Here is an 18762-nt window from a genome sequence, read left to right on the forward strand (position 1 = left end):
CGCCCGCGATGCTGTGGGCCGAACACCTTGCGCGCGACCGTCGGCGTTCGGTCCATACGGTGCGTGCGTACCGGGCCTCAGCCGAGCGACTGACGGCGTTTCTGGGCGGTCACTGGGGCGAGCGGATCGACCGTGCGGCGCTGGCGCGGGTGACCGCGGCGGACCTGCGGGCGTATCTGGCGCAGCGTCGCGAGTCCGGCTTGGGCAATGCGTCGGCGGCACGCGAATTGTCGGCGGTGCGCGGCTTTCTCGCTTGGGCCAATGCGGGCGCGGAGCAGCCTCGGATGCGGGGGCCGCGCGTCAAGGCGGGGGTACCGCGGCCGATCTCGCCGGCCGAGGCGATCGCGCTCGCGGAGGAGGTGGCTGACGTCGCCGCGGAGCCGTGGATCGGCGCGCGCGATTGGGCGGTGTTGCTGCTGCTCTACGGCGCCGGCCTGCGCATCGGCGAGGCGGTGGCGTTGACGGGTGACGTCCTGCCGGTAGGCGAGACGATCCGCGTGACGGGCAAGCGGGCCAAGACGCGGATCGTGCCAGTCTTGCCGCAAGTGCGCGCGGCGATCGACGCCTATGTCGTGCAGACGCCGTGGCCGGTCGTGCGTGCCGCGCCGCTATTCCGGGGGGCCAAGGGCGGACCGCTGTCGCCGGTGATGATCCGCCGCTCGGTGCAGGCGGCGCGCGCGCGGCTCGGGCTGGGGGAGCGGACGACGCCGCATGCGCTGCGGCATAGTTTCGCGACGCATCTGCTGGGTCGCGGGGCGGATCTGCGTGCGCTGCAGGAACTGCTCGGCCATGCGAGCTTGAGTTCGACGCAGGTCTATACGCAGGTCGATGCCGCGCACCTGATGGACGTGTATCGAAACGCCCATCCGCGCGCCTAATCCTTCGGCTTCCACGTGACGACCCGCCACACATAGCCGACGATGATGACGGCGAACGTCGCCACTGCGACCGGCCCGACATACCGATCGAGTTCTTCGAAATGCGAGCCGAGCATGATGCCTGCATAGGCCAGCACGGTGTTCCAGATCGCGCTGCCCGCGGCGGTCCAGATGACGAACTGCCAGATCGGCATGCGGGTCATTCCCGCAGGCAGCGAGATGACGGTGCGGAAGGTCGGCATGAACCGGAACACGAAGATCACCCAGCCGCCGCGCTTCATGAAGAAGCGGTGGATCTTCTCAACGTCGGACCATTCCATCGTCAGCCAGCGGCCGCTGCGCTCGATGAACGGGCGGAAGCGTTGGTAGCCGATGTTGCGGCCGATATAATACCAGAAGTAGTTGCCGACCACGGAGCCCGCGGTGCCCCAGGCGATCAGCGGCACGACGCTCATGTCGCCGCGCGCCACCGCCATGCCGCCAAGCCCCATGATGACTTCGGACGGGACGGGCGGGACGATATTCTCGAGCGCCATCAACAGGAAGATACCGAAATATCCGCCCCAGGCGATGAGATCGAGGATGAAGGCGGTCATGGATGTCAGATACTGCCGGGACGCCGGATGGGTTCCGCGGCATCATACCACCCCGGCGAAGGCCGGGGCCCAATTGGGGGACGGTTATGACGGAGGACGGCGCGCCGTTACTGCAACCTTTCCAATTGGACCCCGGCCTCCGCCGGGGTGGTGTTCGATGCCTACCGAGCCGCCACCTTCGCCTCGATCGCATCCCAGATCATGCCCGCGACATCGGTCCCATCGAAGTTCGAGATCGCGACGATTCCGGTCGGCGAGGTCACGTTGATCTCGGTCAGCCAAGTCCCCCCGATCACGTCGATCCCGACGAACAGCAGCCCGCGCTTCTTCAGTTCCGGCCCGAGCACCGCGCAGATCTCGCGCTCCTTGTCGGTCAGCACCGACTTCTCCGCCGACCCGCCGACCGCGAGGTTCGAGCGGATTTCGCCTTCGCCCGGCAGGCGGTTGATCGCACCCGCGACTTCGCCGTCGATCAGCACGATGCGCTTGTCGCCCTTCGCGACGTCGGGGAGGAACGCCTGCACCATGTGCGGCTCGCGCCACGTCATGTTGAAGACCTCCATCAGCGCCGACAGGTTCGCGCCGTCCGACTCGACCTTGAAGATCGCCTTGCCGCCATTGCCGTGCAGCGGCTTGATGACGATCGCGCCGTGCTCGGCGAGGAATTTCCGCGCTTCGTCCAGCGAGCGCGTGACCAAAGTCGGCGGCATGAACTGCGGGTAATCAAGGACGAACACCTTCTCGGGCGCATTCCGCACCTGCGCGGGATCGTTCACGACAAGCGTCTTGTCGGCGATCCGCGCGAGCAGGTGTGTCGCGGTGATGTAGCCGAGGTCGAACGGGGGATCCTGGCGCATGAGGACGACATCCGCCTCGTCGCCGAGATCGAGGCTCACGGGTTCGCCGACGCTGAAGTGATCGCCGACGACGCGCTGCACGGTGACCGGATGCGCCTTCGCCCAGACCTTGCCGTCGCGGTAGTTCAGGTCCTCGGCGGAGTAGTGGAAGAGCATATGGCCACGGTCCTGCGCCGACAGCATCAGCGCGAACGTCGAATCGCCGGCGATGTTGATGCTGTCGAGCGGGTCCATCTGGACGGCGACGGTGAGGCTCATGCGTCTTCCTTCTGTTCGGTCGAGCGCATGTAGGCGCGGGCGTGCGTTAAGTCATCGGGTGACGTGGCACGCTTACCCCCGTCATCCTGACGAAAGTCAGGATCCAGGATGGTCAGGGGCATCGCTTCGTGGCTCTGGATCCTGACTTTCGTCAGGATGACGGAAGGTTTGCGAGGTTTCGCCACGAATGGTCGAGGCATCACCCGATCCAGGCATTCTCGATATGGCGCGGGCGGGTGCCGGGGGCGAGCAGGATGACGTCGACGCGGATATCGTCGCCGGGTCCGGCGTAGCGCGGCATCAGATACTCTGCGGCCGCTGCGACGCGCGCGAGGCGGCGTTCGTCGATCGCGAAGTCGAGTTCGGCGGCCGTCGCGCGGGTTTTTACCTCGACGAAGGCGATCAAGTTTCCCTTTCGCGCGACGAGGTCGACCTCGCCGGCGGGCGTGCGGACTCGGCGATCGAGGATGCTCCACCCCTTCAGCCGCAGCCACCACCCAGCCAAGCGCTCGCCGCGACGTCCGGTCGCCTCCGCAGCCTTTCGGTCCTGCGTGTTCCCCTTCCGCTTACGGGAGGGGTTAGGGGAGGGCGGGGGCGGCACGTCCGTGGCATGCCCTCCCCCGACCCCTCCCGCAAGCGGGAGGGGAGATCAGGGCTTGGGCTTCAATTCCAGCGCCCGCGCATACAGCGCCTTGCGATCGAGCCCGAGCTTCTTCGCCACCTCGCTCGCAGCCTGGCCGGTCGACAGGCGGGTCAACGCCTCGATCAGCGCCGCATCCCCATCCTCCGCACTCGCCGGCGGCGCCTCGCCCGGTGGCGCGACGACGATGACGATCTCCCCCCGCGGCGGCGCATCCGCATAGCGCGCGGCGAGCGTCGAGAGCGTCCCCGTCACCGCCTCCTCGAACTTCTTGCTGATCTCGCGCGTCACCGCCGCCTCGCGGTCGCCGAGCCCTTCCGCCAGCGCCGCGAGGCATGCGCCGAGCCGCGGCCCCGATTCATACATTACCAGCGTCGCGCGGATCGTCGCCACCTCCGCGATTGCCTCAGCCCGCGCGTGCATCTTCGACGGCAGGAACCCGACGAACAGGAACCGGTCGGTCGGCAGCCCCGCCAGCGTCAGCGCCGCCACCGCCGCGCACGGCCCCGGAATCGTCACCACCAGATGCCCCGCCGCCCGCGCGTCGCGCACCAGTTTGAAACCGGGATCCGAAATCAGCGGCGTCCCAGCATCCGACACCAAGGCCACCGCCTGCGTCGCCATCCGCGCGATCAGCGCCGGGCGCACGCCCTCCGCGCTGTGATCATGATACGGCACCATCGGAGTCTTCGTGCCGATGTGGCGGAGCAGGCCGGCGGTCACGCGGCTGTCCTCGACCGCGATCACGTCGGCCCTTCGCAGGATGTCGGCGGCGCGCGGCGACAGATCGCCAAGATTGCCGATCGGGGTCGCGACGATGTAGAGGCCGGGATCGAGAAGAGTTTCAGGGTTCATGGGGATGGTCATGGCAGACGCGACGACGATTGGGCAATCCGGCACGCTTTCGATGGGCACATTCGGGCGATGGGCGACGCTTGCCGCGGCGTGCCTGCTCGGCGCGTGCCAGACGATCGTCCCGCGCGGTCCCGTCGAGCCATCGCAGCAGCGCCCGACCACGCGTCCCGCCGATCGTCCCAATATCGGCGTCGAGACCGGCATCCCGCGCGATGCCGAGCGCAATCGCGTCGCGCTGCTCGTGCCGCTGTCGGGCAGCAACGCCGGCGTCGGTACCTCGATCGCCAACGCGACGATGCTGGCGCTGCTCGACACGCAGAACCAGCGCGTCCGGATCACCAACTACGACACCGCGACCGGTGCTGCCGCCGCCGCGCAGCGCGCGATCGCCGAGGGCGCGCAGCTGATCCTCGGGCCGCTGCTCGCCGACGACGTCCGCGCGGTCGCACCGATCGCGAAGGCGGCGGGCGTGCCGGTGCTGAGCTTCTCCAACGATCTCGGCGTGGCGGGCAACGGCGCGTATCTGATGGGCTATGTGCCGACCCAGTCGGTCGCGCGCGTCGTCGATTTCGCCAAGGAGCGCGGCGTCACCAACTTTGCCGGGCTCGTCCCCAACGGGCTGTATGGCGAGCGCGCGTCGACCGCGTTCCTCCGCGCGGTCGAGAGCGCAGGCGGCCAGGTCGTCTCGCTCCAGACCTACGCGCGGGGTCCCGGTGGGGTATCGGCGGCGGTGACGCGGCTTGCGGCCAAGGCGCCCTACGACGCGGTTTTGATCGCCGACAGCGGCAGCAATGCGGCCTCGGCGGCGGCGCTGGTCAAACGCGGCGGCGGCGCTTCGACGCGGATCCTAGGCACGGAGCTGTGGAATTCGGATGCGGGGATCGCCGCCAAGCCTGCGCTCAACGGGGCCTGGTATGCGAGCGTGTCGGACACGCTGTATCGCCAATACGCCGCCAAATATCGCGCGCGGTTCGGCGCGGGGCCATATCGCCTGTCGAGCCTCGGCTATGATTCGGTTCTGCTCACCGTCCGGATCGCGCGCGACTGGAAGCCGGGTACGCCGTTCCCGGTCAATCGCCTGCGCGACGGCGATGGGTTCGCCGGCATCGACGGCGCCTTCCGCTTCGGCAAGGACAACGTCGCCGAGCGCGCGCTGGAGGTGAAGGAAATTCGTGGCGGCACGACCACGGTGGTGTCGCCTGCGCCGACCGGGTTCGGGCAGTAAGCGTGTTCACCCGCCTTCGCGGGTGAACAAGCCTAGGCGGTAACGATCTCGGGCAGGATCGCGTCGAGGAGCAACGCGCCCGCCTCGGTGACGCGCAACCGGCCCGGCGAGTGCACGATCAGCCCGAGTGTTTCCAACCGAGCCACCGCCGCCAGATCGACCGGTACCACGCCCGCGTTCAGCGCGGTGATCCGGTCCAGATCCACGCCTTCCGCCAACCGCAACCCCATCAACAAAGCCTCGGTCGCTCGCGTCGACGGCGTCAACGGATCCTCGATTTCCATTCCGTGGCCGTTGCGTTCGATCGCGGCCAGCCAGTTCTCCGGCTTCTTCCGCCGCACCGTTGCCAGCCCGCCGCGCCTCCCGTGCGCGCCCGGCCCGATCCCTGCGTAGTCCTGATACCGCCAGTACGCGAGGTTGTGGCGGCTCTCCGCCCCTGGCCGCGCATGGTTCGAGGTCTCGTATGCGGGCAATCCTGCCGCGGCGGTATCGGCGCGCGTCGCCTCGAAGAGGTCGGCGGCCGAATCACCGTCGGGGATCACGATCCGTCCCGCCAGAGCCTCGGTCGCGAACCGCGTGCCGGCTTCGATCGTCAGCTGATACAGCGAAAGATGTTCCGTCCCGAGGCTCAACGCGCGCGCCAGTTCTGCGCGCCAGTCGTCGAGCCGCTGGCCGGGCAGCGCATAGATCAGGTCGAAACTGACGCGGGGAAACACGCTCTGCGCGGTGGCGAGCGCGGCCTGTCCCTCGTTCACGTCATGCGCGCGGCCGAGGAACTTCAACGCCGTATCGTCCAGCGATTGCAGTCCGAGCGAAACGCGGTTCACCCCGGCGCTCGCCAGATCGGCGAACCGCGCCGCCTCGACCGAGGAGGGGTTCGCCTCCAGCGTGATCTCGATCCCATCCGCGAAACCCCAGGCCTTCTCCGCCGCATCGAGCACCGCCGCGACGGTCGCGGGGGGCATCAGCGAGGGCGTGCCGCCGCCGAAGAAGATCGACTGGAGCTTGCGCCCGGGCAGGACGCTCGCTTCGTGCGCGAGGTCGGTCAGGAGCGCGGCGCGCCACGCGGCCTGATCGACCTCGTCGCGGACATGGCTGTTGAAGTCGCAATACGGGCATTTCGACACGCAGAAGGGCCAGTGGACGTAGAGCGCGAGGTCGCCTGGGGGATCGGGCCGGGGGCTTGGTGTTTCGAAGACGGGCATTATCTCGCGCATATGGTCGCACGCGGCGGCGGAAGGAAGCGCAATGACGGGTCGGTGGAGTTTGGCGGTCGCGGCAGCATTGGCCGTGGCGGGGTGCGCACAAGGCCCCGAGCGGGTGGTCGAGCGCCGCGAGACGCAGACGCCTGCGCCGCGTGGGGCGAGTCTGCTCAAGACGGCGATGATCGACGGCCATAATGCCGCGCGCGCCGCGGTCGGCGTGGCGCCGCTTACGTGGAGCGATACGCTGGCGACGACTGCGCGTGCCTATGCCGAGCAGATGGCGCGGACCGGCAAGTTCGCGCACGCGCCGCAACCGCAGGGCATGACCCGCGAAGGCGAGAACCTGTGGACCGGCACGCGCTATGCCTATGAATACCGCGAGATGATGGGGCACTGGGTCGCGGAGCAGCGCGATTTCGTCAACCTGCCGACTCCGACGTTCAGCCGTACCGGCAACTATGAAGATGTCGCGCATTACACGCAGATCGTCTGGCGCGGCTCGACCCAGGTCGGCTGCGCGATGGCGAGCAACAGGACGGACGATTATCTGGTATGTCGCTACGCGCCGCCGGGAAATGTGTTCGGCGAAAAGGCGTACTGATCGATATCAAGTTGGGTGGGATCATTCGTCAATTTGGTCGCACTTTATTAAACGGTTCGCGGCTAACCTGCTTTAATGAATTCACTAACTGAGCCCGTTTCGCCTCGCCAAGGCGGTTGTGCCGGATGCCGTGACGGCAAGGGCCTGACGTTCGCCTTCTCGATGGCATTCCAGCCGATCGTCGATATCGAGACCGAGACGGTGTTCGCGTACGAGGCCTTGGTCCGTGGTCCCGAGGGGCAGTCGGCGGCAAGCGTGCTGGGCCAGGTCGACGCCGCGACCATCTATGCGTTCGACCAGCAATGCCGGGTGCGTGCGATCGAGGCGTCGGTGAAGGCCGGGCTGCTCGATACGCCCGCGCGGCTGTCGATCAATTTCCTCCCCAACGCGGTCTATTCGCCGGCGGCGTGCATCCAGTTGACGCTGAAGACTGCGGCTGCCGTCGGTATGCCGACCGATCGCCTGATCTTCGAGTTCACCGAGAACGAGGAGATGCTCGACCCCGCGCACGTTGCGAACATCATCGCGACCTACCAGAAGATGGGGTTCGGCACCGCGCTCGACGATTTCGGCGCGGGACATGCGGGGCTGAACCTACTCGCGCGGTTCCAGCCGGACATCATCAAGCTCGACATGGAACTGATCCGCGACATCGACACGAGCCTGCCGCGGCGGATGATCGTCGAGGGGATGCTGCGGATGTGTACGGCGCTGGGAATCACGGTGATCGCCGAGGGGGTCGAGACGCTCGGCGAGTTCGAGGCGCTGCGGGGTCTCGGCGTGCGGTATATTCAGGGCTATCTGCTGGCGAAACCTGCGTTCGAGGCGCTGCCCGCGGTGACGTGGCCGGTGAAGCAGGCGTTAGCAGTCTGAACCACATCTCCACCGTCATCCTGACGAAAGTCAGGATCCAGAGTAACGGGCGGTGCCCTTAATGGCTCTGGGTCCTGACTTTCGTCAGGATGACGAGAAGCTGGAGGCAGGATCCCCGCCGCCAGCTTTTCAGAACACCGCGGCTTCGAGCAGCTTGAACGCCTCGTTCCGGTGGCTGATCGCGTTCTTCGTTTCGTGGGGGAGTTCGGCGTAGGTCTGGTCGTAGCCCAGCGGCACGAACACCGGGTCGTAGCCGAATCCGACATTGCCGCGCGGCGGCCAGGTCAGCGTGCCCTCGGCACGGCCTTCGAACCACTCGACGTGACCATCGGGCCACGCCAGCGCCAGCACGCTGACGAAATGCGCGCCGCGCGTTGCTTCCGGACCCTTGGCGACGACCGCGTCCTCGACCTTCTGCATCGCCATCATCCAGTTGCGACCGGTCGGCGTTTCCGCCCAATCCGCCGTGTAGACGCCTGGATCGCCGTTCAGTGCGTCGACGCAAAGCCCGCTATCGTCCGCGAGCGCGGGATAGCCCGACAGGTCGGCCGCCGAGCGCGCCTTGAGTTCGGCATTCGCGAAGAAGGTGGTGCCCGTCTCGATCGGCTCGGGCAGGTCTAGCTCGGCGGCCGAGACGACCTCCAGCCCACGCCCTTCGAGCAACGCCGCGATCTCGCGGACCTTGCCCTTGTTGTGGCTAGCGATGACCAGCTTGCCGGGTTGCAGCTTACGGATCGCCTGCGGCTCCTTCCCTTCGCCGCTCACTTGGCGACCGCTTTCGCCTGCGCCGCAAAGATGTCCGTGCAGCCGATCCGCGCGAGGCGGAGCAGACGGAGCAGCTCCTCCTCGTCGTACGTCGCGCCCTCGGCGGTCGCCTGCGCCTCGGCGATGTTGCCGTTTTCGAGCAGCACGAAGTTCGCATCCGCATCCGCGCCCGAATCCTCGATATAGTCGAGGTCGAGCACCGGGTTGCCCTGGTAGATGCCGCAGCTGATCGCCGCGACCTTCTGAGTCAGCGGGTCGGCGGTCAGCTTGCCGCTCGCGAGCAGACCGTCGATCGCGAGCCGGAGTGCGACCCAGCCGCCCGAGATCGACGCGGTGCGCGTGCCGCCATCCGCCTGGATCACGTCGCAGTCGATCACGATCTGGCGCTCGCCGAGCAGCTTCAGGTCGACGACCGCGCGAAGGCTACGCCCGATCAGCCGCTGGATTTCCTGCGTGCGCCCCGACTGCTTGCCCTTGGCGGCCTCGCGGTTGTTGCGCGTGTTGGTGGCGCGCGGGAGCATGCCGTATTCGGCGGTCACCCAGCCTTCGCCCTTGCCGCGCATGAACGGCGGCACCTTCTCCTCGACGCTGGCGGTGACGAGCACTTTCGTGTCGCCGAAGCCGATCAGGACCGAACCTTCGGCATGCTTGGTGAAGCGCGGCTCGATCGTGATCGCACGCATCTGGTCTGGGGCGCGGCCGGATGGGCGCATAGTCTTATCCTAACGGGAGTGAGTGGTTGCCCGCTGCCTAGCCTTTCGTTTGGTCGCTCGCCAGCCTTCCCCGTCATCCTGACGAAAGACCCCGTCATCCTGACGAAAGTCAGGATCCAGAGTAGCCGAGTGCTGTCCTCCATGGCTCTGGATCCTGACTTTCGTCATGATGACGGCGTGTGGGGCGGGTGGTGGCGGCGCGCATTCCCCTTTGTAGGACGCGCGATCCGCCCTAGATCAAAGCGATGGCCACGCCCCCCGTCACCGAACTGACCGATCGCGCGCGCGACATTTTTCGTGCGGTGGTCGACAGCTATCTCGCCAGCGGTACGCCTGTCGGGTCGAAGACGATCGCGCAGCTTGCCGGCCTCAGCCTCTCGCCCGCCTCGATTCGCGGCGTGATGGGCGAGTTGGAAGGTCTCGGCCTGCTCGCCAGCCCGCATACCAGCGCCGGCCGCATGCCGACCGACAGGGGCTTGCGGCTGTTCGTCGACGGCATGATGCAGGCGATGGAGCCGTCCTTCGAGGAACGCCAGACGATCGAGGCACGCGCCGGTGTTGGCGGCCCGGTCGAGGAGGCGCTGGCCGCCACCACGCTCGCGCTGTCGGGGCTGTCGGCATGCGCTGGGCTGGTCATGGTGCCGAAACGCGAACTGAAGCTGCGCCAGATCGCGTTCGTCGCGCTGTCGCCCGAGCAGGCGCTCGCGGTGCTGGTCAGCGAGGACGGCTCGGTCGAGAACCGCGTGATCGCGCTGCCGAAGGGCATGTCGCCGTCGGCGCTGGTCGAGGCGGGCAACTACATGTCGGCGACGCTCGGCGGCCTGACGCTGGCAGATGCACGGACCCGGATCGAGCGCGAACTGGCGGATGGGCAGGCGGCACTCGACGGCGCCGCGCGGACGTTGGTCGAGCGCGGCATCGCGGTGTGGAGCGAGGATGCGGATCGTCGCCCGGTGCTGATCGTGCGCGGGCAGGGGCGGCTGATCGATGCCGCCGCCGCCGCCGATCTCGACCGGGTCCGCGACCTGCTCGACGATCTGGAGGGAAAGCAGGAAGTCGCATCGCTTTTGGACAGTGCGCGGGCCGGTGATTCGACCCGGATTTTCATCGGTGCGGAGACCAAATTGTTTGCATTGTCAGGGTCTTCGGTGATCGCCAGACCCTTCCGCGGATTGGACGGCCGGGTGGTCGGCGTGGTCGGTGTCATCGGCCCGACGCGGTTGAACTATGCGCGCGTCGTGCCCATGGTGGATTTCACGGCTGCAACGCTCGCCCGGTTGATGGGTTGAGCCGGCCCAAATTATAGGGAAAACCATGTCCGAGACCGACCAGAACGCCCCTGCCGACCTGCGCGAAGAGACCGCCGAAGCCGCGCCCGAAGTGGCGTCGAACGACCGCGTCGCGGAGCTGGAAAACCAGCTCGCCGAGGCCAAGCAGAACGTCCTCTACGCGCAGGCCGAGATCCAGAACGTCCGCCGCCGCGCCGAAAAGGAAGCGCAGGACGCCCGCGCCTATGCCGCGACCGCATTCGCGCGCGACGTGCTGTCGGTTGCCGACAACCTGTCGCGGGGCCTTTCGGCTATCCCGGCCGATTTGCGTGCGGACGACAAGATGAAGGGCCTCGTCACTGGCCTCGAAGCGACCGGTCGCGAGCTCGAAAGCGTGTTCCAGCGCCACGGCATCACCAAGATCGCGGCGGAGGGCCAGATGCTCGATCCGAACAAGCACCAGGCGATGCTCGAAGTGCCGAGCGACCAGCCTGCCGGGACGATCGTCCAGGAAATGCAGGCGGGCTACATGATCAAGGACCGTCTGCTGCGTCCCGCGATGGTCGGCGTCGCCAAGGCGGGCTGAATCCGCCCCGGAACGGGGAGGGGGACCGCCACGCGCTTGCGTGGTGGTGGAGGGGGCTCACCTCCCGCGTACCATCTGCGGCCGGGGGCCTGCGTCGAGCGTTTCGAACGCGGCACGCCCCCTCCACCAGCTGCGCTGGTCCCCCTCCCCTTGCAGGGGAGGATTTGAAAGTCAGTCCATGAACCAGAACCTCACGACCGATCGCCAGACCTTCGTTACGCATCTCGAATGCTCGATCACCGGCGAGCGGTATGAGGCGGACCAGCTTCATGGGCTGTCGCGCGCCGGACGACCGTTGCTTGTCCGCTACGACCTCGACGCGGTGCGATCGACGATTTCGCGCGACACGATCGAGGCGCGGCCGACCGACCTGTGGCGGTGGCGCGAACTGCTTCCCGTGCGTCACACGTCCAACATCGTCAGCCTTGGCGAGATCGAGACGCCGCTTGTGCCGCTGACCAAGTCAGGCGGCCCCAACGTGCTCGTGAAGGACGAAGGCCGCCTCCCGACCGGTAGCTTCAAAGCTCGAGGTCTCGTCATGGCCGTCGCGATGGCGAAGGAACTGGGCGTCACGAAGATCGCGATGCCGACTAACGGCAATGCGGGCGCCGCGCTGGCGGCCTACGCGACGCGGTGCGGGATCGAGACGATCGTGTTTTGCCCCGACGACACCCCCGAGATCAACGTCCGCGAGATCGCGATGCAGGGCGCGCGGGTTTGGCGGGTCAACGGCCTAATCGACGATTGCGGCGCGATCGTCGGCAAGGGCGCCGCGGAAGGCCGCTGGTTCGATTTCTCGACGTTGAAGGAGCCCTACAGAATCGAGGGCAAGAAGACGATGGGGCTCGAACTCGCCGCGCAGTTTGACTGGAAACTGCCGGATGCGATCTTCTACCCGACCGGCGGCGGCACCGGGCTGATCGGGATGTGGAAGGCGTTCGACGAACTCGAGAAGCTCGGCTGGATCGGCTCGGAGCGCCCGAAGATGTTCGCGGTGCAGGCAAGCGGGTGCGCGCCGATCGTCCGCGCGTTCGAAGCGGGCGAGGAGCATGCCGAGCGTTGGGAGGATGCGAGCACCGTCGCGGCGGGCATTCGCGTGCCGAAGGCGGTCGGCGACTTCCTGATCCTCCGCGCGGTACGCGAGAGCGGCGGGCAGGCGCTCGCGGTCGGCGATCCGGCGATCCTGAAGGCGGTCGATGCGGCGGCGAAGCAGGATGGGCTGCTGCTGTGTCCCGAGGGCGGCGCGACGCTGGCGGCGTATCATCAGGCGTTGAACACCGGGTTGGTCGACGAGGACGACAAGGTCGTTCTTTTCAACTGCGCGACCGGACTGAAATATCCGATGCCCGAAGCGCCGCAAGCGCTTGATAGAACACGACCTATCGATTTCGACGCGCTGTAAGCGGCGGATCTCTGCCGATCGGGAGCGTTTCGATCTACCAGATCGGTGGTTGAAATTGATCCATGTTGGCGGCAACGGGCGCCCTTCTTTACAAAAAGGGCCCCCAATGCAGAAAATCGTCCAGGTCGTTTGTGTCGTGCTTATCGCGGCTGCGGTGATGTTCGGCGGTCGCTGGTACATGTACGTCGCGCGCGGCTCGAGCCCGTATGACGAGGTCGGCATTGCGCTGAACGGCTATGCACCGGGGCCGATGCGCGCCTGGGGCTGCCACAAGATGCAGGCGCGGTTTCCGGGGCAGTTGCCGCCTTACGGGTGTGCTGGGCCGGATGGTCGTAGCTGGCTCTGAAGTCAGACGCGTCCTCTAATACTCCGTCATCCTGACGAAAGTCAGGATCCAGAGCCACAGCCGTCGCGCTGAGTTACTCTGGGTCCTGACTTTCGTCAGGATGACGTGGTGTGTCAGGATGGCGGGGTGTGTTGGCAGGACGCGCAGGCGTAAACGGCAGCACCGTCTCGTACTGCGCGAGCGGCGGGGCGCCCGCGACCGTCGCGCCCGCGCGCAGCAGGAATGCGTGGCGCACGATCTCGCCCTGCTGTTCGATCCCATAGCGATGCAGTGCCACACCCGGTCGGAACGCATAGTCGTACCGGCACCACGGATGGCGCGCCAACGGCAGGAACACGCCGCGCTGGTGTTGCCAGATGTGAGTCATCTCGTGGATGAACAGCCCCTGCAACGTCAGGTTCGCGTGCGCGAAGTCGTCGCACCACAGATCGCCCCTGGGGTGAAAGTGGATGCAGCCACGGGGCGCCATCACCGTGTCGCGCGGCTGGAAGAACGCCCATTTGCTGCGTGACAGGCTCACCTCGGAATACTCGATCGCGCCCCCGAACACCGATGCCGCGAGCGCCGCCTCTCCCTCGGTAAGCCCGCGCCTTGAGCCTGCTCCGGTCACTTCCCTACCGGGGTTCCCGCCGCGACCACGGTCGCGTTGTTTATGATCCGCGTCCCATCTGCAAACGCGAACGTGAGCGTCACGCGATCGGCGGGCTTGATCCCCGAGTTCATGTCGAACAGCATCACGTGCCGCCCACCCGGCGCGAATGCCACATCCGTATTCGCCGGAATCTCGACCTTCGCGAGCGGCGTCATCGTCGACATGCCGCCCTTGTCCATCGTCTCGTGCATTTCCGACTTGATCGCGACGTCGGTCGTGACCGAGATCAGCGTCGCGGGCGTCGGCCCGCCATGTACCGTGAAGTACGCCGCCGCAGGCCGCCCGGTGACCGCGCCGAGCCGAACCCAGGCGCCGTCGACCGACAACTCCTTCGGCGGCGCGCACGACGCCAGTGCCATCGCGGCAACACCCAGTCCGAAAACGATACGCATAGGTTACTTTTCCCCGGGCCCTGCCTCTTGCGCATCCTATGACGGGTACAATCTTGCGGCAAGCGCGAGGCCACCTATATCGCGCCCATCATCAGAAAGGTTCCACTGCCGTAACGGGGTGGAACCGGTTTCGTATTTTCGTTTCAAGTGAGGGGCTAATCAGAACTCATGGCTAAAGTAATCGGTATCGATCTCGGCACGACCAACAGCTGCGTTTCCGTCATGGAAGGCGGCAAGCCCAAGGTCATCGAGAATTCCGAGGGCGCGCGCACCACGCCGTCGATCGTCGCGTTCGCCAAGGATGGCGAGCGACTGGTCGGCCAGCCGGCCAAGCGCCAGGCAGTGACGAACGGCGACAACACCATCTTTGCGGTGAAGCGCCTGATCGGCCGTCGCTTCGACGATCCGATCACCAAGAAGGACACCGAGCTGGTCCCGTACAAGATCTCGCGCGGACCGAATGGCGACGCGTGGGTCTCGGCCGGCGGCAAGGATTACTCGCCGTCGCAGATCTCGGCGTTCACGCTGCAGAAGATGAAGGAAACCGCGGAGTCGTATCTCGGCGAGACGGTCACGCAGGCGGTCATCACCGTTCCCGCGTACTTCAACGACGCACAGCGCCAGGCGACCAAGGACGCCGGCCAGATCGCCGGCCTCGAAGTGCTGCGCATCATCAACGAGCCGACCGCGGCGGCGCTGGCCTACGGCCTCGACAAGCAGGACGGCAAGACGATCGCGGTCTACGATCTCGGTGGCGGCACGTTCGACATCTCGGTGCTGGAAATCGGCGACGGCGTGTTCGAGGTAAAGGCCACGAACGGCGACACCTTCCTCGGCGGTGAGGATTTCGACAACAAGATCGTCCAGTATCTCGCCGACGAGTTCAAGAAGGCCGAGGGCATCGACCTCGCCAAGGACAAGCTCGCGCTGCAGCGTCTGAAGGAAGCCGCCGAGAAGGCGAAGATCGAGCTCAGCTCGGCGCAGTCGACCGAGGTCAACCTGCCCTTCATCACCGCGGACCAGAACGGCCCGAAGCATCTGGTGAAGTCGATCACCCGCGCCGACCTGGAGCGGATGGTCGAGGATCTGGTCAAGCGGACGCTCGAGCCTTGCCGCAAGGCGCTCGCAGATGGCGGCCTGAAGCCCGAGGACATCTCGGAAGTCGTGCTGGTCGGCGGCATGACGCGCATGCCGCGTGTCCGTGAAGTCGTGAAACAGTTCTTCGGCAAGGAGCCGCATACCGGCGTCAACCCGGACGAGGTCGTCGCCATGGGCGCCGCGATCCAGGCCGGCGTGCTTCAGGGCGACGTCAAGGACGTGCTGTTGCTCGACGTGACGCCGCTGTCGCTCGGCATCGAGACGCTGGGTGGCGTGTTCACCCGGATGATCGATCGCAACACGACGATCCCGACCAAGAAGTCGCAGACCTATTCGACCGCCGACGACAACCAGGGCGCGGTGACGATCCGCGTGTTCCAGGGCGAGCGCGAGATGGCCGCCGACAACAAGATGCTCGGCAATTTCGATCTCGTCGGCATCCCGCCTGCACCGCGCGGCGTGCCGCAGATCGAAGTCACGTTCGACATCGATGCCAACGGCCTCGTCAGCGTCTCGGCCAAGGACAAGGGCACCGGCAAGGAGCAGCAGATCCGCATCCAGGCGTCGGGTGGCCTTTCGGACAACGACATCGACCAGATGGTTCGCGACGCCGAGACCTTCGCCGAGGAGGACAAGAAGCGTCGTGCGGGCGCCGAGGCGAAGAACAACGCCGAGTCGCTGGTCCACACCACCGAGCGTCAGCTTGCCGACAATGGCGACAAGGTCGACGAGTCGCTGAAGACCGAGATCCAGGCTGCGATCGACGCGACCAAGGCTGCGGTCGAGAGCGGCGATGCGGACGCGATGACCGAGAAGAGCACCGCGCTCGCCCAGGTCGCGATGAAGCTCGGCCAGGCGATCTACGAGAAGCAGGCCCAGGCGGACGCTTCGCCGTCGGCTGATGGCGACGCGGCGAAGAAGGACGACGACGTCGTCGATGCCGAGTTCTCGGAAGTCGACGACAACCCGAAGGCGTAACCGAAACTCCCTCTCCCCTCCGGGGAGAGGGCCGGGGTGAGGGGCCGCCACGAGCGCTGCCGCCCGGAACTGCCCCTCACCCAAACCCTCTCCCCGGAGGGGAGAGGGCTAAGAGGGCCGGTATGAGTACCCAGACAGATTATTACGAACTGCTCGAATGCGAGCGGACCGCGGATGCGGGGACGATCAAGTCGTCCTACCGCAAGCTCGCGATGAAGTATCACCCGGACAAGAATGCGGGCTGCAAGGATTCCGAAGCGCAGTTCAAGGCGGTCAGCGAGGCGTACGAGTGCCTCAAGGACCCGCAGAAGCGCGCGGCCTATGATCGCTTCGGCCATGCCGCGTTCCAGAACGGAGGCAGTGGCGGTCACGGCGGCGGCGCGCAGGACTTCGGCGGCTTCAGCGATATCTTCGAAAGCGTCTTCGGCGAATTCATGGGCGGCGCACAGCGCGGCGGCGGTCGCTCGGCGGCACGACGCGGCGCGGACCTGCGCTACGACATGGAAGTCAGCCTGGAGGAAGCGTTTCACGGCAAGACGACCGAGATCACGATCGACGTCTCCGCGCTCTGCGACACCTGCGACGGCTCGGGTGCCAAGGCCGGTACGCGGGCTAAGACCTGCCAGCATTGCGGCGGTCATGGGAAAGTCCGCGCGCAGCAGGGCTTCTTCGTGGTCGAACGCGCCTGCCCGGTCTGCAACGGCGCGGGCGAAGTCATCGCCGACCCATGCCCCGATTGCCGCGGCGAAGGTCGCGTCGAGAAGACCAAGACGCTGTCGATCAACGTACCTCCCGGCGTCGACGAAGGCACGCGCATCCGCATGTCAGGCGAAGGCGAGGCAGGCGCCCGCGGCGCACCGTCCGGCGATCTCTACATCTTCCTCCACGTGACCAAGCACAATCTGTTCGAGCGCGAAGGCACGACGTTGTTCGCGCGCGCGCCGATCAGCTTCACGGTCGCGTCGCTTGGCGGGTCGCTGTCGATCCCCGGCCTCGACGGTCGCACGCACGAAGTGAAGATCCCCGCCGGCATCCAGTCGGGCAAGCAACTCCGCCAGCGCGGCGCCGGCATGCCGGTATTGCAAGGCCGTGGCCACGGTGACCTCGTCGTCCAGATCGACGTCGAAACCCCCACGCGTCTCAGCAACCGCCAGAAGGAACTGCTCGAGATGTTCCGCGAGACGGAGACGGGCGACGAGTGCCCGGCGAGTCAGGGCTTCTTCGCCAAGCTGAAGGGCGTGTTCGCGGGGGAATGATTGGTCTCACCCGGGAAGGAGGAACCGTGTCTGCCTCCCCCGCGCTGTTGTTCACGTGACCGGGACTGTCGGCACGCTGATCAATTCGACCGTGCCTTTTTGACCGCGGGGGCCGTCGGTGGCGGCCGCACCGCTTATGGGTCGGGTTCCGGCTCCGCCGCCGTGACCCCCGCCGCAATGTATGCTGCCATGGCCACCAGGGCCGCCATAACCGGGGCGGCCCGCCCGCCCGCCGATCCCGCCGCCGCCACCCGTGCCGCCCTGGTTGAGAATAGAAGCGTAACCGAACTGGCTGACGCCAAGAGGAGTCGATACGAAGCTTAGTGAAGCGCCATCGCCTCCTTTGCCGCCTTCCCCGCCCGCTCCACCGATGCCGCCATCGCCGCCGCGGCCGCCATCACCGCCGCCATGCTTGCAGTCGAAAAGCCCGTCCGATCCTTTATGGCCCTGCGCGCCATCACCGCCATCTCCGCCAGCGCCTCCGCGGCCACCATCGCCACCGGTCACGCCACGTAGTTTGAGTGATAGATTGATCAGTCGCGGCTTCGCATTGTTACCAATCGAAAAGTGATCCACGATCAAGTAGACGTGCGGTAACGCACGCGCGACTCCCGCACCCCCTGATTGCCCAGTGGCGCCAGCGGCGCCCGACCTGCCGGTAAAATTCTCCTCGCCTTGGCCGTTAGAGCCTACCGAACCATCCGGTCCGTCGACGCCATCCGCCGCTGGCGCATCCACGAATCTGACCCGATAGCTCGATTCGGAATCGGGAAATTTCACGTCACGTGCTGCGATAATTATGAAGGGTGCAGTTGAGTTCTGGAGAACCAATTCGCTGCCTGTGGAGAAACTGATGACGTCCGCCTTCAAAACGGTGCCTGCAAAAGGCTCCGATCCATTTACTGGAAAGAGCGACTGCGCACTGGTTGCGCTTGCCAGCAGCAAGCGCACGTCTTCGGGCAGTGCAGCTTCGAGCGAGGGTCGCGAGAGTGGTATTTCGTCCTGAGCTTGAGCGGGCAGCGCGAAGAGCGCCGACGTAAGCAAAGCCTGATGCAGCCTCATAACCGGTTTCCCTGATGTTCGCCGGGCAAGTCTCCGCCGGGCCGACAGGAATAGTGGAGGCACATCATCGCAACCGCTATCGGGTGCGCAACCGATTCGACTGCGTATGGCGAGGTATTGATCCGGTTCGGACCTGCACTCTTCGCTATTGCGCCGAATTCACGGCCTAGCCGCGCCCCCTCGGAAGGGGGCGGGCGGGCCGATGGATCAGAAGGCGGTGATGACCACCCCGACCACCAGCGCTTGAGCCGCGATC

The 18762-nt window shown here is 66.4% G+C and carries 20 protein-coding genes; 10 read left to right on the top strand and 10 right to left on the bottom strand.

Features of this window, described 5'->3' with window-relative positions:
- Window positions 1–8 precede the first annotated feature (8 nt).
- Window positions 9–878, top strand: a complete 870-nt coding sequence (locus O6Y00_RS01145; protein WP_353441380.1) for a tyrosine recombinase XerC — start codon at window positions 9–11, stop codon at window positions 876–878.
- Here O6Y00_RS01145 and O6Y00_RS01150 read toward each other — a convergent pair.
- The 4 genes from O6Y00_RS01150 to rsmI all read right to left on the bottom strand — a co-directional run bounded on the left by O6Y00_RS01150 (window position 875) and on the right by rsmI (window position 4084).
- Window positions 875–1474: a DedA family protein gene (locus O6Y00_RS01150; protein WP_353440838.1), complete on the bottom strand. Its 600-nt coding sequence runs from the start codon at window positions 1472–1474 to the stop codon at window positions 875–877. The genes O6Y00_RS01145 and O6Y00_RS01150 overlap by 4 nt on opposite strands.
- A gap of 161 nt (window positions 1475–1635) precedes the next feature.
- Window positions 1636–2589: a glutathione synthase gene (gshB, locus tag O6Y00_RS01155; RefSeq protein WP_353440839.1), complete on the bottom strand. Its 954-nt coding sequence runs from the start codon at window positions 2587–2589 to the stop codon at window positions 1636–1638.
- A gap of 199 nt (window positions 2590–2788) precedes the next feature.
- Complete coding sequence (locus tag O6Y00_RS01160) at window positions 2789–3190, bottom strand: YraN family protein (RefSeq protein ID WP_353440840.1); 402 nt, start codon at window positions 3188–3190, stop codon at window positions 2789–2791.
- A gap of 48 nt (window positions 3191–3238) precedes the next feature.
- A complete protein-coding gene (rsmI, locus tag O6Y00_RS01165) occupies window positions 3239–4084 on the bottom strand; it encodes a 16S rRNA (cytidine(1402)-2'-O)-methyltransferase (protein ID WP_353440841.1) in 846 nt (281 codons plus the stop codon).
- Between the two features lie 10 nt (window positions 4085–4094).
- On the opposite strand from rsmI, the gene O6Y00_RS01170 reads away from it, so the two are divergent.
- Window positions 4095–5309, top strand: coding sequence for a penicillin-binding protein activator (locus O6Y00_RS01170; protein ID WP_435368569.1), 1215 nt, complete (start codon window positions 4095–4097; stop codon window positions 5307–5309).
- A gap of 32 nt (window positions 5310–5341) precedes the next feature.
- Here O6Y00_RS01170 and hemW read toward each other — a convergent pair whose 3' ends face one another.
- Window positions 5342–6526 carry a radical SAM family heme chaperone HemW gene (hemW, locus tag O6Y00_RS01175; RefSeq protein ID WP_435368570.1) on the bottom strand — a complete coding sequence of 395 codons (1185 nt, stop codon included), beginning with the start codon at window positions 6524–6526 and terminating at the stop codon, window positions 5342–5344.
- 31 nt (window positions 6527–6557) lie between these two features.
- On the opposite strand from hemW, the gene O6Y00_RS01180 reads away from it, so the two are divergent.
- Both O6Y00_RS01180 and O6Y00_RS01185 read left to right on the top strand, forming a co-directional pair.
- Complete coding sequence (locus tag O6Y00_RS01180) at window positions 6558–7115, top strand: CAP domain-containing protein (protein ID WP_353440842.1); 558 nt, start codon at window positions 6558–6560, stop codon at window positions 7113–7115.
- A gap of 162 nt (window positions 7116–7277) precedes the next feature.
- Window positions 7278–7988 (top strand): EAL domain-containing protein, encoded by a 711-nt coding sequence (locus O6Y00_RS01185; protein ID WP_353440843.1) that lies wholly within the window; start codon window positions 7278–7280, stop codon window positions 7986–7988.
- Window positions 7989–8117: 129 nt separating this feature from the next.
- On the opposite strand, the gene rdgB is transcribed toward O6Y00_RS01185, so the two are convergent.
- Window positions 8118–8753, bottom strand: a complete 636-nt coding sequence (gene rdgB, locus O6Y00_RS01190; RefSeq protein ID WP_353440844.1) for an RdgB/HAM1 family non-canonical purine NTP pyrophosphatase — start codon at window positions 8751–8753, stop codon at window positions 8118–8120.
- Entirely contained in the window at window positions 8750–9466 is a 717-nt protein-coding gene (gene rph, locus O6Y00_RS01195; RefSeq protein WP_353440845.1) for a ribonuclease PH, read from the bottom strand. Before rph ends, rdgB begins: the two co-directional genes overlap by 4 nt.
- 245 nt (window positions 9467–9711) lie before the next feature.
- Between rph and hrcA the strand changes: the two genes are divergently transcribed.
- The 4 genes from hrcA to O6Y00_RS01215 all read left to right on the top strand — a co-directional run bounded on the left by hrcA (window position 9712) and on the right by O6Y00_RS01215 (window position 13068).
- Window positions 9712–10755 (top strand): heat-inducible transcriptional repressor HrcA, encoded by a 1044-nt coding sequence (gene hrcA, locus O6Y00_RS01200; RefSeq protein WP_353440846.1) that lies wholly within the window; start codon window positions 9712–9714, stop codon window positions 10753–10755.
- Between the two features lie 25 nt (window positions 10756–10780).
- Window positions 10781–11320 (top strand): nucleotide exchange factor GrpE, encoded by a 540-nt coding sequence (gene grpE, locus O6Y00_RS01205; protein WP_353440847.1) that lies wholly within the window; start codon window positions 10781–10783, stop codon window positions 11318–11320.
- A gap of 178 nt (window positions 11321–11498) precedes the next feature.
- Window positions 11499–12722 (top strand): threonine synthase, encoded by a 1224-nt coding sequence (locus O6Y00_RS01210; RefSeq protein WP_353440848.1) that lies wholly within the window; start codon window positions 11499–11501, stop codon window positions 12720–12722.
- Window positions 12723–12828: 106 nt separating this feature from the next.
- Window positions 12829–13068: a hypothetical protein gene (locus O6Y00_RS01215; protein ID WP_056065145.1), complete on the top strand. Its 240-nt coding sequence runs from the start codon at window positions 12829–12831 to the stop codon at window positions 13066–13068.
- 73 nt (window positions 13069–13141) lie between these two features.
- Here the strand turns inward: O6Y00_RS01215 and O6Y00_RS01220 are convergent, their stop codons facing one another.
- Window positions 13142–13678, bottom strand: coding sequence for a vgr related protein (locus tag O6Y00_RS01220; protein WP_353440849.1), 537 nt, complete (start codon window positions 13676–13678; stop codon window positions 13142–13144).
- Window positions 13675–14112, bottom strand: coding sequence for a copper chaperone PCu(A)C (locus O6Y00_RS01225; protein WP_353440850.1), 438 nt, complete (start codon window positions 14110–14112; stop codon window positions 13675–13677). The genes O6Y00_RS01220 and O6Y00_RS01225 overlap by 4 nt, the downstream gene beginning before the upstream one ends.
- 168 nt (window positions 14113–14280) lie before the next feature.
- Here O6Y00_RS01225 and dnaK point away from each other — a divergent pair, with 168 nt between their 5' ends.
- Together dnaK and dnaJ are read left to right on the top strand one after the other, a co-directional pair.
- On the top strand, window positions 14281–16188 hold the full coding sequence (gene dnaK, locus O6Y00_RS01230) for a molecular chaperone DnaK (protein ID WP_056055380.1): 1908 nt from the start codon (window positions 14281–14283) through the stop codon (window positions 16186–16188).
- A gap of 122 nt (window positions 16189–16310) precedes the next feature.
- Window positions 16311–17444, top strand: coding sequence for a molecular chaperone DnaJ (gene dnaJ / locus O6Y00_RS01235; protein WP_353440851.1), 1134 nt, complete (start codon window positions 16311–16313; stop codon window positions 17442–17444).
- Window positions 17445–17495: 51 nt separating this feature from the next.
- Here dnaJ and O6Y00_RS01240 read toward each other — a convergent pair whose 3' ends face one another.
- On the bottom strand, window positions 17496–18506 hold the full coding sequence (locus tag O6Y00_RS01240) for a hypothetical protein (protein WP_353440852.1): 1011 nt from the start codon (window positions 18504–18506) through the stop codon (window positions 17496–17498).
- Between the last annotated feature and the right edge of the window lie 256 nt (window positions 18507–18762).

Source organism: Sphingomonas faeni, assembly GCF_040407565.1.
Classification (GTDB): domain Bacteria; phylum Pseudomonadota; class Alphaproteobacteria; order Sphingomonadales; family Sphingomonadaceae; genus Sphingomonas; species Sphingomonas faeni_F.

What these genes read in the sequence shown, in the direction of transcription:
- rph (WP_353440845.1), bottom strand. Translation starts at nt 9,466, where the DNA reads ATGCGCCCATCCGGCCGCGCCCCAGACCAGATGCGTGCGATCACGATC.
- O6Y00_RS01150 (WP_353440838.1), bottom strand. Translation starts at nt 1,474, where the DNA reads ATGACCGCCTTCATCCTCGATCTCATCGCCTGGGGCGGATATTTCGGT.
- hrcA (WP_353440846.1), top strand. Translation starts at nt 9,712, where the DNA reads ATGGCCACGCCCCCCGTCACCGAACTGACCGATCGCGCGCGCGACATT.
- O6Y00_RS01240 (WP_353440852.1), bottom strand. Translation starts at nt 18,506, where the DNA reads ATGAGGCTGCATCAGGCTTTGCTTACGTCGGCGCTCTTCGCGCTGCCC.
- grpE (WP_353440847.1), top strand. Translation starts at nt 10,781, where the DNA reads ATGTCCGAGACCGACCAGAACGCCCCTGCCGACCTGCGCGAAGAGACC.
- O6Y00_RS01210 (WP_353440848.1), top strand. Translation starts at nt 11,499, where the DNA reads ATGAACCAGAACCTCACGACCGATCGCCAGACCTTCGTTACGCATCTC.
- gshB (WP_353440839.1), bottom strand. Translation starts at nt 2,589, where the DNA reads ATGAGCCTCACCGTCGCCGTCCAGATGGACCCGCTCGACAGCATCAAC.
- hemW (WP_435368570.1), bottom strand. Translation starts at nt 6,526, where the DNA reads ATGCGCGAGATAATGCCCGTCTTCGAAACACCAAGCCCCCGGCCCGAT.
- O6Y00_RS01225 (WP_353440850.1), bottom strand. Translation starts at nt 14,112, where the DNA reads ATGCGTATCGTTTTCGGACTGGGTGTTGCCGCGATGGCACTGGCGTCG.
- rsmI (WP_353440841.1), bottom strand. Translation starts at nt 4,084, where the DNA reads ATGAACCCTGAAACTCTTCTCGATCCCGGCCTCTACATCGTCGCGACC.
- dnaK (WP_056055380.1), top strand. Translation starts at nt 14,281, where the DNA reads ATGGCTAAAGTAATCGGTATCGATCTCGGCACGACCAACAGCTGCGTT.
- O6Y00_RS01215 (WP_056065145.1), top strand. Translation starts at nt 12,829, where the DNA reads ATGCAGAAAATCGTCCAGGTCGTTTGTGTCGTGCTTATCGCGGCTGCG.
- O6Y00_RS01180 (WP_353440842.1), top strand. Translation starts at nt 6,558, where the DNA reads ATGACGGGTCGGTGGAGTTTGGCGGTCGCGGCAGCATTGGCCGTGGCG.
- O6Y00_RS01170 (WP_435368569.1), top strand. Translation starts at nt 4,095, where the DNA reads ATGGCAGACGCGACGACGATTGGGCAATCCGGCACGCTTTCGATGGGC.
- O6Y00_RS01145 (WP_353441380.1), top strand. Translation starts at nt 9, where the DNA reads ATGCTGTGGGCCGAACACCTTGCGCGCGACCGTCGGCGTTCGGTCCAT.
- O6Y00_RS01185 (WP_353440843.1), top strand. Translation starts at nt 7,278, where the DNA reads ATGGCATTCCAGCCGATCGTCGATATCGAGACCGAGACGGTGTTCGCG.
- dnaJ (WP_353440851.1), top strand. Translation starts at nt 16,311, where the DNA reads ATGAGTACCCAGACAGATTATTACGAACTGCTCGAATGCGAGCGGACC.